The sequence below is a fragment of the Xanthomonas sp. D-109 genome, from assembly GCF_017746095.1.
Lineage (GTDB): Bacteria > Pseudomonadota > Gammaproteobacteria > Xanthomonadales > Xanthomonadaceae > Xanthomonas_A > Xanthomonas_A sacchari.
Genome location: NZ_JAGHWV010000014.1, coordinates 53,207 through 68,835 on the forward strand (window position 1 = coordinate 53,207; position 15,629 = coordinate 68,835).

At 69.3% G+C, this 15,629-nt stretch carries 14 protein-coding genes; 6 read left to right on the plus strand and 8 right to left on the minus strand.

Features of this window, described 5'->3' with window-relative positions; translation table 11 throughout:
* Positions 1 to 32: 32 nt before the first annotated feature.
* Complete coding sequence (gene xerD / locus J7357_RS14605; protein WP_209247539.1) at positions 33 to 1,007, minus strand: site-specific tyrosine recombinase XerD; 975 nt, start codon at positions 1,005 to 1,007, stop codon at positions 33 to 35.
* Between the two features lie 229 nt (positions 1,008 to 1,236).
* Here xerD and J7357_RS14610 point away from each other — a divergent pair, with 229 nt between their 5' ends.
* Complete coding sequence (locus J7357_RS14610; protein ID WP_209247541.1) at positions 1,237 to 1,713, plus strand: RDD family protein; 477 nt, start codon at positions 1,237 to 1,239, stop codon at positions 1,711 to 1,713.
* A 169-nt stretch (positions 1,714 to 1,882) separates the two neighbouring features.
* Here J7357_RS14610 and J7357_RS14615 read toward each other — a convergent pair whose 3' ends face one another.
* The 3 genes from J7357_RS14615 to lptF are packed head-to-tail and all read right to left on the minus strand — an operon-like array spanning position 1,883 to position 4,417.
* Positions 1,883 to 2,191 (minus strand): hypothetical protein, encoded by a 309-nt coding sequence (locus J7357_RS14615; RefSeq protein ID WP_244667550.1) that lies wholly within the window; start codon positions 2,189 to 2,191, stop codon positions 1,883 to 1,885.
* Between the two features lie 37 nt (positions 2,192 to 2,228).
* Positions 2,229 to 3,335: an LPS export ABC transporter permease LptG gene (lptG, locus tag J7357_RS14620; RefSeq protein ID WP_209247543.1), complete on the minus strand. Its 1,107-nt coding sequence runs from the start codon at positions 3,333 to 3,335 to the stop codon at positions 2,229 to 2,231.
* A complete protein-coding gene (lptF, locus tag J7357_RS14625) occupies positions 3,332 to 4,417 on the minus strand; it encodes an LPS export ABC transporter permease LptF (protein WP_209247545.1) in 1,086 nt (361 codons plus the stop codon). Before lptF ends, lptG begins: the two co-directional genes overlap by 4 nt.
* Positions 4,418 to 4,524: 107 nt before the next feature.
* Here lptF and J7357_RS14630 point away from each other — a divergent pair, with 107 nt between their 5' ends.
* From J7357_RS14630 to J7357_RS14640, 3 genes are all read left to right on the plus strand, one after another.
* Entirely contained in the window at positions 4,525 to 6,006 is a 1,482-nt protein-coding gene (locus J7357_RS14630; RefSeq protein WP_209247547.1) for a leucyl aminopeptidase, read from the plus strand.
* A 111-nt stretch (positions 6,007 to 6,117) separates the two neighbouring features.
* Positions 6,118 to 6,543, plus strand: a complete 426-nt coding sequence (locus J7357_RS14635; protein WP_029562175.1) for a DNA polymerase III subunit chi — start codon at positions 6,118 to 6,120, stop codon at positions 6,541 to 6,543.
* 115 nt (positions 6,544 to 6,658) lie between these two features.
* Positions 6,659 to 9,499 carry a valine--tRNA ligase gene (locus tag J7357_RS14640; protein WP_209247549.1) on the plus strand — a complete coding sequence of 947 codons (2,841 nt, stop codon included), beginning with the start codon at positions 6,659 to 6,661 and terminating at the stop codon, positions 9,497 to 9,499.
* Positions 9,500 to 9,736: 237 nt separating this feature from the next.
* On the opposite strand, the gene J7357_RS14645 is transcribed toward J7357_RS14640, so the two are convergent.
* The 4 genes from J7357_RS14645 to pssA all read right to left on the minus strand — a co-directional run bounded on the left by J7357_RS14645 (position 9,737) and on the right by pssA (position 13,219).
* Positions 9,737 to 10,891 (minus strand): pectate lyase, encoded by a 1,155-nt coding sequence (locus tag J7357_RS14645; RefSeq protein ID WP_209247551.1) that lies wholly within the window; start codon positions 10,889 to 10,891, stop codon positions 9,737 to 9,739.
* A 575-nt stretch (positions 10,892 to 11,466) separates the two neighbouring features.
* On the minus strand, positions 11,467 to 11,955 hold the full coding sequence (gene rimI / locus J7357_RS14650; protein WP_010343574.1) for a ribosomal protein S18-alanine N-acetyltransferase: 489 nt from the start codon (positions 11,953 to 11,955) through the stop codon (positions 11,467 to 11,469).
* Entirely contained in the window at positions 11,952 to 12,428 is a 477-nt protein-coding gene (locus J7357_RS14655) for an alanine acetyltransferase (protein WP_209247943.1), read from the minus strand. Before J7357_RS14655 ends, rimI begins: the two co-directional genes overlap by 4 nt.
* A 14-nt stretch (positions 12,429 to 12,442) precedes the next feature.
* Positions 12,443 to 13,219 (minus strand): CDP-diacylglycerol--serine O-phosphatidyltransferase, encoded by a 777-nt coding sequence (pssA, locus tag J7357_RS14660; protein ID WP_017913906.1) that lies wholly within the window; start codon positions 13,217 to 13,219, stop codon positions 12,443 to 12,445.
* Positions 13,220 to 13,296: 77 nt separating this feature from the next.
* Here pssA and J7357_RS14665 point away from each other — a divergent pair, with 77 nt between their 5' ends.
* Together J7357_RS14665 and J7357_RS14670 are read left to right on the plus strand one after the other, a co-directional pair.
* A complete protein-coding gene (locus J7357_RS14665; RefSeq protein WP_209247553.1) occupies positions 13,297 to 13,689 on the plus strand; it encodes a DUF4124 domain-containing protein in 393 nt (130 codons plus the stop codon).
* 89 nt (positions 13,690 to 13,778) lie between these two features.
* Positions 13,779 to 15,473, plus strand: a complete 1,695-nt coding sequence (locus J7357_RS14670) for a proline--tRNA ligase (RefSeq protein ID WP_209247555.1) — start codon at positions 13,779 to 13,781, stop codon at positions 15,471 to 15,473.
* The last annotated feature ends 156 nt before the right edge of the window (positions 15,474 to 15,629 follow it).

Here is a 15,629-nt window from a genome sequence, read left to right on the forward strand (position 1 = left end):
CGCGCAGCCCACGTGGCGGATTGCAGGGACCTTCAACCGCGCGGATGATGCTTGCGGTGCAGGCTCTGCAGGTGCTCGCGCGCGACCAGGGTGTAGATCTGGGTGGTGGACAGCGAACTGTGGCCGAGCAGCATCTGCAGCGCGCGCAGGTCGGCACCGCGGTTGAGCAGATGCGTGGCGAAGCTGTGGCGCAGGCCGTGCGGGCTGATCCGCGCCGGGTCGATCCCGGCCACCGCCGCATAGCGCTTCACCAACACCCAGAACTGCTGGCGGGTCAGCGCGCGGCGCGCGGCGTCGATGAACAGCGGCACCACGCCATCGCTGGCCGGCACCGCCTGCCCGGCCGCCAGGGCCGGCCGCGCGCTGTCCAGGTAGCGCTGCAGCCAGTGCTGCGATTCCTCGCCCAGCGGCACCAGCCGCTCCTTGCTGCCCTTGCCGGTGACCCGCAGCACGCCCTGGCGCAGGTTCACCGCGTTGGCCGGCAGGTTCACCAGTTCGCTGACGCGCAGCCCGGCGGCGTACATCAGCTCGAGCATGGCGCGATCGCGCAGGCCGGCCGGCGCGGTCGTGTCCGGCGCCGCCAGCAGCGCATCGATCTGGCTTTCGGCCAGCGCCTTGGGCAGCGAACGCGGCAGCCGCGGCGGCTCCAGCAGCGCAGTCGGATCGTCGCCGCGCTCGCCGCGGCGCACGCGCAGGGCGAAGAACGCCCGCAGCGACGACAGCCAGCGCGCATTGCTGCGCGGCGAATAGCCCAGTTCGGTGCGCCAGGCCAGGTAGTCGAACAGCGCCTGCCGATCGGCCCCGGCCAGGCCGCCGCCCGCACCGTCGCGCCAGCGCGCGAATCCCTCCAGGTCGCGGCGATAGCTGTCCAGGCTCTGCCGCGCCAATCCCTGCTCGGCCCAGGCCGCATCCAGGAACTGCTGGATCGCCAGTGCATCGGCCTCGCGCAGCGGCGCGAGCCGTTGCGTCTGCTGGCGGCGTTCGGCGGGGGAATGCAGGGTGGGCATTTGGGGATTGGGGATTGGGGATTGGGGATTGGGGATTGGGGATTGGGAATCGGGAATCGGGAATCGGGAATCGGGAATCGGGAATCGGGAATCGGGAATCGGGAAAGCCTAGCGGCTTCGCCGGGGGGCGCAAGGTCGATGTGGGCGGGACGAGCGCAGGGCTGCGCATGCGCGAGCCGCACGACACGCGGTCCACCGCAAAGCGCGCCACTGGCTCTAAGCTGTGCCGATGAGCGCCTCGCCTCCCGATCCCGCCCCCCGCCCGCGCGCGCTGCTGCTGTGGCGGCTGCTGGCGCTGTTCTACGATGCCTGGCCGGTGCTGGCGCTGTGGTTCGTGGTCTCGGCGCTGTTCACCCTCGGCTACACGCTGGAAGGCCATGCGCCGCGCGAGAACATCGCTCCCTTCAGCGCCCTGCAGTGGCTGCTGTGGCTGTGTTGCTGGGTGGTGGCCGGCCTGTACGCGACGCTGAGCTGGCGCCGCGGCGGCCAGACCCTGGGCATGCGTCCGTGGCGCCTGCGCCTGCACGGTGCCGATGGCACCACGCCGAGCTGGGGCGCACTGTGGCGCCGCTATCTGGTCGGTACCGTGTCGTTATTGCTGGGTGGGTTGGGGTTCTGGTGGGCACTTTTTGATCGCGAACGGTTGACGTGGCACGACCGCGCCAGCGGTACCCGCCTGAGCCGCCAACCCAAGACCAAGCCCTGACCGCAGCACATGGGCGCGCGGCGGCGCGCCAACCGTTCCGAGCACATCGAGACCACTGCGGCGCGGCATGACAGGGCCAGCGGTACCTGTCTGATCCGCCAGCCCAAAGCCAGGCCCTGACCGCAGCACATGGGCGCGCGGCCGCGCCAACCGCTCTTGCCTTATCGGATCAAGGCTGCAAGCGACTTCGGGATTGTTTCGCCGCCGAACCGCGCATGGCATGCACCAAGCGCATGATCGCGCGCCGCCCCGGCGCCTGCAGCGCACATCCCATCAGGTACAGCAGCAACAGAAACGGCGGTACCAGCAACAGATAGCTGGCGACCCAGGACAGTCCGTGCAGTGCGCGGTCCACGCCCAACGCTTCCGATGCCAGCATCTGCGGCGTCAACGGCAACTGCAAGAACACGAAGCGACCCTTTTCATCGGCGCCAAGCGCCATCCACACGCACGACGCCACCAGCACCGCGTACAGCATGCAAAGACCGAAGCCGAGCAGGCCGGCCGGCGCATGACTAACTGCTGCGTTTGCGGAACAGCAACCAGGACACGGTCAGCATCACCAGCGGCGGCAAGGCGTAGGCGATGCGGTAGTCGAACTTCAGGGCGCCGGCCATGCGTCCGAAGAACAGTTGCAGCAGCCAGAACACCAGGGCGAACAGGATGCCCAGGAACAGGCGCTTGCCCATGCCGCCGCTGCGCAGCGCGCCGAACGCGAACGGGATCGCGGCGAAGCACAGCGCCAGCACGTTCAACGGGTAGAACCAGCGGCTCCAGTACTGGTCCTCGTAGTCGCGCGCGTCCAGGCCGTTGCGGCGGCGGTACTCGATGCTGGTGTGCAGGTCGCGCGCCGACAGGTTGCGCGGCTTGGCCAGGCCCGAAGCCAGCGCCGCCGCATCCAGTTGCGATTGCCACGGCAGGCTGTCGAACTTGTCGCGCTGCACCGAGCGCTCGGCGAAGGTGTCACGGTAGGCCTGCTTGAGGGTCCAGCCGCTATGCCGGTGTTCGGCGATGGCGGCGTGGGTCAGCGAGGCCAACCGGCCACTGTCGTCCAGCGTGTACAGGCGCACGTCGCGCAGCTCCAGCCAGGTGCCCCCGCCGTCCTCCAGGTGTTCCTCGCCGGCCTGCGCATTGAGGAAGGTGTTGCCCTCGCGCGCCCACAGCCCGGAGTAGCGGGCCATGCTCATGTCGCCGTTGTACTTGGCGTTGGCCTTGATCGCGTCCGCCTGGTTCTGCGCCCACGGCGCCAGGGTCTCGCCGTTGACCACCATGACCACGGTCAGCACCGCCATGGTCGAGGCCGCGGCCAGGCTGAGCCGGCGCCGCGACAGGCCCAGCGCGCGCAGCGCGGTCAGTTCGGAGGTGGCGGCGAGCTGGCCCAGGCCCATCAGTACGCCGATCACCGCACCGGTCGGGAACAGGGTGTAGGCGCGGCGCGGCACCGTGTAGGCCACGAACGCGGCGGCATGGCCCAGGCTGTAGCTGCCCGTGCCGATGACCTTGAACTCGTTGGACAGGGCCATGATCACGTCCAGGCCCAGCAGCACCGCCCAGGTCAGCAGCACCGTGCCGAGCACGGCGCGGCCCACGTACACATCGTGCAGATTCGGACGCAGCCTCATGCCGGCTGCCTCCGCGGCCGCGACAGCCGGCCATCGCGCAGGTACATCCACACCGACAAGCCCAGCAACGGCAGGGTCAGCCACCACAGGCCGAGCGCGCGCGGCAGCTTCTCGGTGCTCAGCCACTGGGTGCCGAGGAACATCAGGTTGGTGCCGACCAGGTAGGCCAGGAACGCCAGCATGATCCGGCCATAGCGCTGCTGCCGCGGCGAACTACGCGACAGCGGCAGGGTCAGCAGGGCGAAGGCCAACGCCAGCAACGGCGGCGCCAGGCGCGCGTGCAACTGCGCATTGGCCTGCGGGCGCGGATCGCCGATCAGCTTGCCGGTGGGCAGCAATTCCGGGTCATCGTCCTTGCGCGCGGCATTGCGGTCGGGCAGCGCCACGTCGTTGCTGACGAAACGCATCATCCGGTAGTCCAGCCCGTCGCCGGCCAGCGGGCCCTCGACCCGGTAGCCGTCCTCCAGGCGCAGGTAGCGGTCGGCTTTGCCCTCGAAGAACATGGCGCCGCGCTGCGCGGTGACCACGTCGAGGCGGCCGTCCTTCTGCCGCTGCATGAACACCTTGCTGAGCTTGGTGCCGTCCCCGGACAGGGTGCTGATGTAGACGATGCCGCCATCGGACAGCGGGGTGAAGCGCCCCGCCTCCAGCCCGGCCATGAGCAGGCTGTGGTTGGCCTCGTCGATCAGCCGGTCGGAGGTGCGGTCGGCCCAGGGGCCCAGCCACAGCGAGCACATGCCGACCAGGGTCACCACCGGGATCACCAGCATCAGGATCGGCCGCAGCAGGCGCCGCGGGCCCACGCCGATGGCGGTGATCACCGCCATTTCCGAGTCGCGGTACAGCCGCGCCAGCGCCAGCAGCAGGCCCAGCATCAGCGCCAGCGGCAGGATCAGCGGCAGGTACACCACGAACTGCAGGCCGAGTTGGGAAAACAACAACTTGGCCGGGATGCGGCCATCGGCGATGTTGCCCAGGATGTCCACCAGCACACCACCGACGCTGACCACCAGCAGCACGATCAGGGTGGCCGAGAAGCTCTGGACGAAATCGCGCAGCAGGTATCGATCGAGCTTCGGCATGGGGGTGGGTTGATTTAAACTCTCGGATTCGTTCGCGGCGGACCCAGCCTATCCGACTGGGGGTAAAGAGTCCGCGATTGTACGGATTTGCCAACGGAATCTGATCAATGGCCCTGGAATTCACCCTGAACCACGACGCCCCGGACACCGCGGCGTTCGATTGCATCGTCGTCGGCGTGTTCGCCGACAAGCGCCTGTCCCCGGCCGCCCAGGCCCTGGACACGGCCAGCGGCGGACGCCTGACCGCCCTGGCCGAGCGCGGCGACGTCAGCGGCAAGACCGGCGCCACCGCCCTGCTCCACGACCTGCCGGGCGTGAGCGCGCCGCGGGTGCTGGCCGTGGGCCTGGGCGACGCCGCCAAGTTCGGCGTGCCGCAATACCTGAAGGCGGTCGGCGACGCCGCGCGTGCGCTCAGGAGCGGGCCGGTGGCCAGCGCCCTGCTGACCCTGAGCGAACTGGAGGTCAAGGGCCGCGACCGCGCCTGGGCGATCCGCCAGGCGGTGATCGCCAGCGACCACGCCTGCTACCGCTACACCGCCACCCTCGGCAAGAAGAAGCCCGACGACAGCGGCCTCGCCCGCCTGGCCGTGCACGGCGACGACGCCACCGCGCTGGCCCAGGGCGAGGCGATCGCCGCCGGCGTGAAATTCGCCCGCGAACTGGGCAACCTGCCGCCGAACCTGTGCACCCCGGCCTACCTGGCCGAGACCGCGGCCGCCTTCGCCCAGGGCGTGGACGGCGCCGAGGCCGAGATCCTCGACGAGACGCAGATGCAGGACCTGGGCATGGGCTCGCTGCTGGCGGTGGCGCGCGGCTCGGCCAACCGCCCGCGCCTGCTGGTGCTGAAGTGGCAGGGCGGCGGCGACGCCCAGCCCTACGTGCTGGTCGGCAAGGGCATCACCTTCGACACCGGCGGCGTCAACCTGAAGACCCAGGGCGGCATCGAGGAGATGAAGTACGACATGTGCGGCGGCGCCAACGTCATCGGCACCTTCGTCGCCGCCGCGACCGCGCGCCTGCCGCTGAACCTGGTGGTGGTGGTGCCGGCGGTGGAGAACGCGATCGACGGCAACGCCTACCGCCCGTCGGACGTGATCACCAGCATGTCCGGCAAGACCATCGAGGTCGGCAACACCGACGCCGAGGGCCGCCTGATCCTGTGCGACGCGCTGACCTACGCCGAGCGCTTCAAGCCGGCGGCGCTGATCGACGTGGCCACCCTCACCGGCGCCTGCATGGTCGCCCTCGGCCACCAGACCGCCGGCCTGATGAGCAAGCACGACGACCTGGCCGCCGAACTGCTGGCCGCCGGCGAGCACGTGTTCGACCGCGCCTGGCGCCTGCCGCTGTGGGACGAGTACCAGGGCCTGCTGGATTCCAGCTTCGCCGACGTCTACAACATCGGCGGCCGCTGGGCCGGCGCGATCACCGCCGGCTGCTTCCTGTCGCGCTTCACCGAAGGCCAGCGCTGGGCGCACCTGGACATCGCCGGCGTGGCCAGCGACGAAGGCAAGCGCGGCATGGCCACCGGCCGCCCGGTGGGCTTGCTGTCGCAGTGGTTGCTCGACCGTGTTGCGGCCGGGAATTGAGAATCGGGAATCGGGAATCGTGAAAAGCGCCCTGTCTGATCCAACCGGAGGCGGCGCACGCGCCGCCACCCGCTGTTCCCATTCCCTATTCCCCATTCCCCACTCCCAGCCCTGATGCGCGCCGACTTCTATCTGATCGCCAAGCCGCGGTTCCTCAACGAACCGCTGCGGCTGGTGTGCGAGCTGGCGCGCAAGGCCAACGACGCCAACCTGTGGACGCTGGTGCTGGCGCGCGACATGGCCCAGGCCGAGGAACTGGACGAGTTGCTGTGGGCGTTCGATGCCGACGCCTACATCCCGCACCAGATCGCCGACGCCGATGCCGACGAGGAAGAGGCGCAGGTGCTGATCGTCCCGCCCGGCGTCGACGCGCCGCAGCGGCCGCTGGTGATCAACCTGCGCGATGCGCCCTACCTGGGCGCCTGCGACCGCGTCCTGGAAGTGGTGCCGGCCGACCCGTCCGCGCGCGACCCGCTGCGCGAGCGCTGGAAGCAGTACAAGGCCCAGGGCTACGCGGTCAACAAGCACGATATGTGATGAAGCGGAGAATCGGGAATGGAGAATCGGGAATCGTTTCTCCAAGCGCCGCATTGAGGCGGTCCCTGCTCTGCGCTCCATCGATTCCCCATTCCCGATTCCCGATTCCCAGCCCATGACCACCCTCGCCTCCAGCTACGATCCCACCTCCTTCGAATCGCGCCTGTACGCGCAATGGGAAGCGTCCGGTTACTTCGTGCCGTCCGGGAAAGGCACGCCGTACACCGTGCTGCTGCCGCCACCGAACGTGACCGGCACGCTGCACATGGGCCACGCCTTCCAGCAGACGCTGATGGATGCGCTGGTGCGCTACCACCGCATGCGCGGCTTCGACACGCTGTGGCAGGTCGGCAGCGACCACGCCGGCATCGCCACCGAGATGGTGGTGTCGCGCAACCTGACCCTGGAGGGCAAGGGCGAGACCCGCGATTCGCTGGGCCGCGACGGCTTCATCGCCAAGGTCTGGGAGTGGAAGCAGCATTCCGGCGACACCATCGAGCGGCAGATGCGCCGCCTCGGCACCTCGGCCGACTGGTCGCGCAGCACCTTCACCATGGATCCGCAGCCGTCGGCGGCGGTGATCGAGGCCTTCGTGCGCTGGCACGAACAGGGCCTGATCTACCGCGGCCAGCGCCTGGTCAACTGGGATCCGGTGCTGAAGACCGCGATCTCCGACCTGGAAGTGGAGAACGTCGAGGAAGACGGCTTCCTGTGGTCGATCGCCTACACACTGGACGACGGCGCCAGCTACGAACACGTCGAGCACGACGCCGACGGCAACGAGACCCTGCGCGAGACCCGCGACTACCTGGTGGTCGCCACCACCCGCCCGGAGACCCTGCTCGGCGATACCGCGGTGATGGTGCATCCGGAAGACGCGCGCTATGCGCACCTGATCGGCAAGACCGTGACCCTGCCGCTGACCGGCCGCCGCGTGCCGGTGATCGGCGATGACTACGTCGACCGCGCGTTCGGCACCGGCGTGGTCAAGGTCACCCCGGCGCACGACTTCAACGATTACCAGGTCGGCGTGCGGCATGGGTTGCCGATGATCAACCTGTTCACCCCGACCGCTGCGCTCAACGACAGTGTCCCGGAAAAATATCGCGGCCTGGACCGCTTCGATGCGCGCAAGGCGGTGCTGGCCGATTTGGAAGACCTCGGCATCCTGGTCGAGACCAAGCCGCACAAGCTGCAGGTGCCGCGCGGCGATCGCACCGGCCAGGTGATCGAGCCGTACCTCACCGACCAGTGGTTCGTGAAGATGGATGCGCTGGCCAAGCGCGGCCTGGAACTGGTCGAGTCCGGGCAGATCCAGTTCGTGCCGCCGAACTGGATCAACACCTATCGCCACTGGATGGAGAACATCCAGGACTGGTGCATCAGCCGTCAGCTGTGGTGGGGCCATCGCATTCCGGCCTGGTTCGACGACACGGGCAAGTACTACGTCGGCCGCGACGAGGCCGACGCGCGCGCCAAGGCCGGCCTCGGCGCCGACGTCGCCCTGCACCAGGACAGCGACGTGCTGGAAACCTGGTTCTCCTCGCAGCTGTGGCCGTTCGCGACCATGGGCTGGCCGGATCAGCAGGCGATGGCCGAGCGCGGCTTCGACCGCTACCTGCCGTCGAGCGTGCTGGTCACCGGCTTCGACATCATCTTCTTCTGGGTGGCGCGCATGATCATGGCCACCGACAGCTTCACCGGCAAGGTGCCGTTCCGCGACGTCTACATCACCGGCCTGATCCGCGACAAGGACGGGCAGAAGATGTCCAAGTCCAAGGGCAACGTGCTCGACCCGCTGGACATCATCGACGGCATCAGCATCGAGGACCTGGTCGCCAAGCGCACCACCGGGCTGATGCAGCCGCGCATGGCCGAGAAGATCGAGAAGGCCACGCGCAAGGAATTCCCCGAGGGCATCATCGCCCACGGCGCCGACGCGCTGCGTTTCACCATCGCCGCGCTGGCCGGCCACGGCCGCGACATCAAGTTCGACCTGGGCCGCGCCGAGGGCTACAAGAACTTCTGCAACAAGCTGTGGAATGCCAGCCGCTTCGTGTTGATGAACACGCAGGGTGGGGAGTCGGGAGTCGGGAGTCGGGAATCGCATCAGCCGGTCACCGATGCCGAAAAGTGGATCCTGCTGCGCCTGCAGGCGGTGACCGCCGAGGCGCAGGCGCAGTTCGCCGCGTACCGCTTCGACCTGCTGGCGCAGTGCCTGTACGAATTCGCCTGGAACGAGTTCTGCGACTGGTTCCTTGAACTGGCCAAGCCGGCGCTGAGCGGCGACGATGCGGCCGCCGCCGACAGCACCCGCCACACCCTGCTGCACGTGCTGGAAACCCTGCTGCGCCTGCTGCACCCGCTGACCCCCTTCCTCACCGAGGAGCTATGGCAGCAGGTGGCGCCGCGCCTGGGCATCGCCGCGCCGACCATCTCGCTGCAGCCGTATCCGGAGGCGGCGGCGATGGACGTGACCGCCTACGCCGGCGCAGCGGCCGACGTCGAATGGCTGAAGGCGATGGTGTCGGCGCTGCGCCGCGTGCGCAGCGAACTGCAGGTGGCGCCGTCGCGGCAGGTGCCGCTGCTGCTGCAGGGCGGCCAGTCGCAGGACCGTGCGCGGGTGGAACGCTTCGCGGCGCAGTTGCGCTTCCTGCTCAAGCTGGAGTCCATCCAGTGGCTGGACGACGGCGCGCCGTCGCCGGCCGCGGCCACCGCGATCGTCGGCGAACTGACGCTGCTGGTGCCGCTGGAAGGCCTGGTCGACCTGGATGCCGAACGCCTGCGCCTGGACAAGGAGATCGCCCGCGTCGCCTCCGAAAAGGACAAGAGCGAGGCCAAGCTGGGCAAGTTCACCGACAAGGTGCCGCCCGCGGTGATCGAGCAGGAACGCCAGCGCCTGGTCGACTGGAGCGCGCAGTTGGACGGCCTGCGCGTGCAGCGCGCCAAGCTGTAGCGCAACACAGGGTGTAGGAGCGGCTTCAGCCGCGACCTCTGTCCCCAACGGGTCGCGGCTGAAGCCGCTCCTACAACACAAGCACCGGCGACGCGGCGCCGTGCCACGTCCGGGCATTGGCAGCGATGCGGACGGCCTCGGACCATTCCAACGTCATCTCGGCTTGGCATCGCGACTGACGCCCCATAGCCGCATCACACCGCCGCCCGGCCTTCCAGGCGGCGGCGCAACGATCCCTCAGAGCTTGCCGGCGCCGGCCTTGGCCTTGACGTCGGCCGCCACCTTGTTCGCCGGCAGCAGCGAATAGGTGTACGGCGGGGTCCAGCCGATGCTGTTGTTCCACGAACAGGTCAGCGCCTTGCCGTTGAGCAGCGAGCCGAAATCGCGGTAGACGCTGCCGCCGTAGTCGGCCGCGATCTTGTCGCAGCTGCTCACGCCGCTGATGTCGAAGACGTTGTTCTCGGAGAAGATCTTCGATTCCTTGCCGACGCCGTGCGCGTAGGAGAACGGATACACCGCATTGCTGGTGCTGCCGACGTGGTAGTTGTTGTACAGGTGCACCTGGCCGAAGCGCACCCGCGGCGCGCGCGCGGAGATGTTCTCGAACAAGGTGTTGTGGATGGTCACCTTGAGCTTGCCGCTGTCAGTGCTGGAGGCGCTGTCGCTGGAGCCGATCAGGTTGTTCTTCTCGTGCGACTTGAACGCCGAGTAGGACACGGTGACGTAGTTGGCGCCCTTCTTGATGTCCAGCGCGCCGTCGTGGTGCTGCTTGGGCCGGCCGTTGGCGGTGCCGTTCTGGTCGTCGGTGCGGCGGCCGTCGGTGAAGGTCACATGGTCCACCCACACGTTGCTGGCGCCCTCGATGGTCATGCCGTCGTATTCGGAATTCCAGTTGCCGGCGCTGCCGTCGTCCGGATCCCACACCGGTTGCGGATCCCACGGATTCTCGATGGTGATGTTGCGCACGATCACGTCGTTGGCCTTGACGTAGAAATAGCCCTCGCGGATCTCGGCATTGCTGCCGACGCCGATCAGCGTGGTCTTGGTCGGGACGTCCAGGCGTGCGCGGCTCTTCATGTCGGCGGTGGTGCTGTACGGCGTGCCCTCGCTGATGTCGATGATGCCGTTGATCTTGATGATGCGGCCGTTGCTGCCGGCGCTGGCCTTCAGCGCAGCCTTCAGCTGCGCCGCGGTGCTGACGCTGTAGATGTCGGCCGCGGCGGCCTTGGAACCGCCCTTGGTGCCGCCGTTCTGCGTCGCCCAGCCGGTGCTGGCGACCTCCAGGCTGGCGTCGGCATGGGCTGCGCCGGCGATGCCGGCCAGGCACAGGGCCAGGCCGAACGTGCGCAGCGGCGAGCGCGGCGATGAAGCGATGCGGGACTGCGTGGTCATCCTGGAAACCTCGTGAGCATGCGTGGTTTGGACGCAGGCGCGCGCGCTCCGCCACGGCGGAATGCACGGCGACGCCTGCGCGGTCGCTGTCCCCTCGGACAACTGCGGGTCATGCCTTCGTGGGAGGCAGGCGCCGAAGAGGCGCGCACTGTAGGCAGCGCGCGGCGGCTGTAAAGCGCCGCTGTAGACACCCACGATCCAGCAGCAGGATGTGTGAGATGCGTCGCACAAATCGGCCGTGGGCGGCAACGCCCCGTGGTGCCCACGCTGCGGGACAACAACGCTGTCCCACCGACAGCAGGGCGACATTGCAAAGCAGTCTGCAGCCGCACCAGGACCGCGCAAAACGCGCATGGCGGACGCGGACCAGGCGTGCGTTATCGCCGCCGGAGAGCGCGCTCGTCGCGGGAACGCTGCCGGCGTGGCGGCGTGGCCCGCTTCGGCGGGGGTGTGCCGCACCGGGTGCGCAGTTCGGCATCCCGGCAGCGGCAAGGCAAACGCGGGACGCAAGCAGGCGGCGTGGTGCGGCATGGAATCCCCGCCACCCAGACGAAGCGGCGGCGCGCGAACGCGCCTCAGGACATGCCGTCGAAGAACAGCTCGATCGCCATCACCAGTGCGTCCTCGCGGCCGTTCGCGGCCGGGTAGTAGCGCGGGCGCCGGCCGATCTCGTTGAAACCTTCGCTGTGGTACAGGGCGATCGCATTGGGATTGGACGGCCGCACTTCCAGGAACACCCGGCGCGCGCCGAGGTCGACGCCGTACTTGATCAGCGCGCGCAGCAGCAGCCGGCCGTAGCCGCGCGATTGCCGCTCCGGCGCCACGCAGACGTTGAGGATATGCGCCTCGTCGGCGGCGACGCTGATCACCCCGTAGCCGACGATCGTGCCCTCCTCCACCAGCACCCAGCCCGGGTAACCGGCCTGCAGGCAGTCGCGGAAGATGCCGCGGGTCCAGGGGAACGGATAGGCGCGGCGCTCGATCTCCATCACCGCGTCCAGGTCGGCCTCGCGCAGGGCGCGCAGCGTGGCCGGCGGCGCCGACGCCGAGCCGAGCGCGCTCATCGCGGCGCCCGCTTGCGCAGCGCGCGCAGCTGCGGCCACAGCGCGCGCTTGGCCGCGGCGTTGCCGCGCAGTTCGTCCAGCGGCCAGGTCGCCATCAGCGCCTGCGTGGCCGGATCGTTGGGATTGAGGCCGGAAGCGCGCAGCAGGGCGATCTGCAGGCGGTCGGGCAGGCGCAGGCCGACCCGGCGCGCCCCGGCCGCAGGCGCCGCACGCGGCGCGTCCGGCTGCACCGCCGGTGCAGGGGGCGCGGATGCCCGCCGCCGTTCCGGTGCGTCGCCGGCCGGCATGGCGGCGGCATGGCCGCCACGCGGCGGTGCCGATGCCGATGGCGCGCGCTGCACCGGCGGCGCCGGCTCGATCGCCGGCGACGGAATGGGCTCGGGCTCGACCACGGCCGCGGCATCCACGTACACGGTGTGGCCGAGCGCCTGCAGCCAGCCGACCTGCTCGGCCGACCACAACGGCGCATGCATGGACGCCTGCTCGCTCATGCCGCGTCCGGCACCTTGCGCCAGCGCCGCCACAGCCACAGGCACGGCCCGGACAGCGCGTACAGCACGCCGATCGCCAGCAGCGCCCGGGCCAGGTCGATGACCAGCACCGCCAGCACGATCGGCGCCAGCACCAGCATCAGGAACGGCACCCGGTCGGTACGCGGGCCCTTCTCGCCACTGCCCTTGAAGCTCCAGAAGCGGATGCGGCTGACCATCAGCAGCGCCGCGGTCACGGTCAGGCCCAGCGCCACGTAGCGCAGCTGTTCGCCGTCCCAGCCCAGCGAGCCGTCGGCGAAGGACCACACGAAGGCCATCATCAGCCCGGCCGCGGCCGGGCTGGCCAGGCCCACGAACCAGCGCTTGTCGACCGTGCCGACCTGGGTGTTGAAGCGGGCCAGGCGCAGCGCGGCGCAGGCCGCGTACAGGAACGCCGCCGACCAGCCGACCCGGCCGAGCATGCTGCCGTCGAACTTCAGCGCCGACAGCGACCAGTGGTACATCACCAGTGCCGGCGCCATGCCGAAGCTGACCAGGTCGGCCAGCGAGTCGTACTGCACGCCGAATTCGCTGCTGGTGCCGGTCAGCCGCGCCACCCGCCCGTCCAGCCCGTCCATCACCGCGGCCACGAACACCGCCACGCTGGCGTGCACGAACTGGCCGTTGGCGGCGGCGATGATGGCGTAGAAACCGGAGAACAGGCCGGCGGTGGTGAACAGGTTCGGCAGCAGGTAGATGGTGCGCGAACGGGGGGGCGGTCGGGATGGGTCCATCCCGCCAGTCTAATCGACTTGCCAGGCCCGTCGGCGGGTGCTGCAATCGGCGCTCCCGCCGCGCCCTGGAGACCGAGATGCGCGCCCTGCCCCGGTTTTGCTGCCTGTCCCTGCTCGCCGTCAGCGGCATGCTCGGCGCCACCACCCTGTACCAATGGAAGGACGCCCAGGGCGTCACCCACTATGCCGAGACCCCGCCGACCGGCGGCAAGTACCAGGTCCGCAAGGTCGACACCCGCGGCGACGCCCCGGCCGAGACGCCCGCGGCGTCCCCGGCCGAGAACGGCCAGTGCCTGACCGCGCGCAAGAACCTGGACATCCTCAACAAGCCCGGCAAGATCACCACCGACAGCGATGGCGACGGCAAGCCGGACGGGGAACTGGACGAATCCCAGCGCGGCGCGCAGAAGGCCCTGGCCGAGGCCGCGATCAAGGCCTACTGCAGCCCGGCGGCCGCACCCGCCAAGTAAGCCGAACGCGCAGAGCCGGCCGCGGGCAATGCCCGCAGCGCCGGCAATGACTGGCAAAATGGGCGACCCGCCGTCTGCGAAGCCCCTCGATGCGCCTTTCCCAGTTCCACCTGCACACCACCAAGGAAACCCCGGCCGACGCCGAACTGGTCAGCCACCAGCTGATGCTGCGCGCGGGCATGATCCGCAAGCTCGCCTCCGGCCTGTACACCTGGTCGCCGCTGGGCCTGCGCGTGCTGCGCAAGGTGGAAGCGGTGGTGCGCGAGGAAATGAACCGCGCCGGCGCGGTGGAAGTGCTGTTCCCGACCATCCAGCCGCGCGAGCTGTGGGACGCCACCGGGCGCTGGAGCAAGTTCGGCGGGCTGATGCTGCGCATGCAGGACCGCAAGGAACAGGACTACTGCTACAGCCCGACCGCCGAAGAGGCCGCCGCCGATTTCGCGCGGCAGGAGCTGAGCAGCTACAAGCAGTTGCCGGTCAACTTCTACCAGATCCAGACCAAGTTCCGCGACGAGATCCGTCCGCGCTTCGGGGTGATGCGCGCGCGCGAATTCCTGATGAAGGACGCCTACTCGTTCCACATCAGCGACGAGGACCTGGCGCGCGAGTACGAGAACATGAAGGCGGCCTACACCCGCATCTTCACCCGCCTGGGGCTGCAGTTCCGCGCGGTGCAGGCCGATTCCGGCGACATCGGCGGCGACGCCTCGCAGGAATTTCACGTGCTGGCCGCCTCCGGCGAGGATTCGCTGGCGTTCTCCACCGGTTCGGACTACGCGGCCAACGTCGAGGCCGCGATCGCCGCGGCCCCGGCACCGCGCGCCGCACCAAGCGAGGAACTGCGCAAGGTCGCCACGCCCACCCAGAAGACCTGCGAGGCGGTGGCCGAGCTGCTCGGCCTCCCGCTGCAGCGCACGGTCAAGTCGGTGGCGGTGATGGCCGGCGAGACCTTCGTGCTGGCGCTGGTGCGCGGCGACCACACGGTCAACGAGATCAAGCTGGGCAAGGTCGCCGGCCTGGCCGGCTACCGCATGGCCAACGAGGCCGAGATCCTTGCGCATCTGGGCAGCGAGCCGGGCTTCCTCGGTCCGCTGGGGCCGCGCCAGCCGATTCGCGTGGTCGCCGACCGCGACGTGGCGGCGCTGGCCGACTTCGTGGTCGGTGCCAACGAACGCGGCTTCCACTTGGCCGGGGTCAACTGGGGCCGCGACCTGCCGGAACCGGACGCCGTCGCCGACCTGCGCAACGTGGTCGAGGGCGAGCGCGCCCACGACGGCGGCGAGATTCGCCTGGCCCGCGGCATCGAGGTCGGCCATGTATTCCAGCTCGGCCGCCAGTATGCGCAGGCGCTGGACGCCACCGTGGTGGACGAGAACGGCAAGACGGTGACGCTGGCGATGGGCTGCTACGGCATCGGCATTTCCCGCATCGTCGCCGCGGCGATCGAGCAGAACCACGACGATGCCGGCATCCGCTGGCCGCAGCCGATGGCGCCGTGGACGGTGGCGGTGTGCGTGATCAATCCCAAGCGCGATGCGGCGGTGGACGCCGCCGGCGAGGCGCTGCTGGCCGAGCTGCAGCAGGCCGGGCTGGACGCGGTGCTGGACGACCGCGGCCTGCGCCCCGGCGCGATGTTCGCCGATATCGAGCTGATCGGCGTGCCGCACCGGGTGGTGGTCTCGGAGCGGGGATTGGCCGCCGGCACCTTCGAATATCGCGCGCGCAGCGGCGGCGATGCCGAGCACCTGGATCGAAGCGCCTTGCTGGCACGCCTGCAGGCGTGACGAAAGGGCCGGGAGGATATCCCGGCCCTTTTTCTTTACGCCGCCGTCACGTCATATGGGGGAAACCGGAGCGGCACGTTCGCAATTGAATACGCCCGACATGGATCCATAAGGACATATTCCAACGGCATTGCGACTGGAAATACCCGCAGCGAA

Excerpts from the sequence above, each read along its gene's own strand:
- xerD (WP_209247539.1), bottom strand. The coding sequence starts at position 1,007 with ATGCCCACCCTGCATTCCCCCGCCGAACGCCGCCAGCAGACGCAACGG.
- J7357_RS14610 (WP_209247541.1), top strand. The coding sequence starts at position 1,237 with ATGAGCGCCTCGCCTCCCGATCCCGCCCCCCGCCCGCGCGCGCTGCTG.
- J7357_RS14615 (WP_244667550.1), bottom strand. The coding sequence starts at position 2,191 with ATGCTGTACGCGGTGCTGGTGGCGTCGTGCGTGTGGATGGCGCTTGGC.
- lptG (WP_209247543.1), bottom strand. The coding sequence starts at position 3,335 with ATGAGGCTGCGTCCGAATCTGCACGATGTGTACGTGGGCCGCGCCGTG.
- lptF (WP_209247545.1), bottom strand. The coding sequence starts at position 4,417 with ATGCCGAAGCTCGATCGATACCTGCTGCGCGATTTCGTCCAGAGCTTC.
- J7357_RS14630 (WP_209247547.1), top strand. The coding sequence starts at position 4,525 with ATGGCCCTGGAATTCACCCTGAACCACGACGCCCCGGACACCGCGGCG.
- J7357_RS14640 (WP_209247549.1), top strand. The coding sequence starts at position 6,659 with ATGACCACCCTCGCCTCCAGCTACGATCCCACCTCCTTCGAATCGCGC.
- J7357_RS14645 (WP_209247551.1), bottom strand. The coding sequence starts at position 10,891 with ATGACCACGCAGTCCCGCATCGCTTCATCGCCGCGCTCGCCGCTGCGC.
- rimI (WP_010343574.1), bottom strand. The coding sequence starts at position 11,955 with ATGAGCGCGCTCGGCTCGGCGTCGGCGCCGCCGGCCACGCTGCGCGCC.
- J7357_RS14655 (WP_209247943.1), bottom strand. The coding sequence starts at position 12,428 with ATGCATGCGCCGTTGTGGTCGGCCGAGCAGGTCGGCTGGCTGCAGGCG.
- pssA (WP_017913906.1), bottom strand. The coding sequence starts at position 13,219 with ATGGACCCATCCCGACCGCCCCCCCGTTCGCGCACCATCTACCTGCTG.
- J7357_RS14665 (WP_209247553.1), top strand. The coding sequence starts at position 13,297 with ATGCGCGCCCTGCCCCGGTTTTGCTGCCTGTCCCTGCTCGCCGTCAGC.
- J7357_RS14670 (WP_209247555.1), top strand. The coding sequence starts at position 13,779 with ATGCGCCTTTCCCAGTTCCACCTGCACACCACCAAGGAAACCCCGGCC.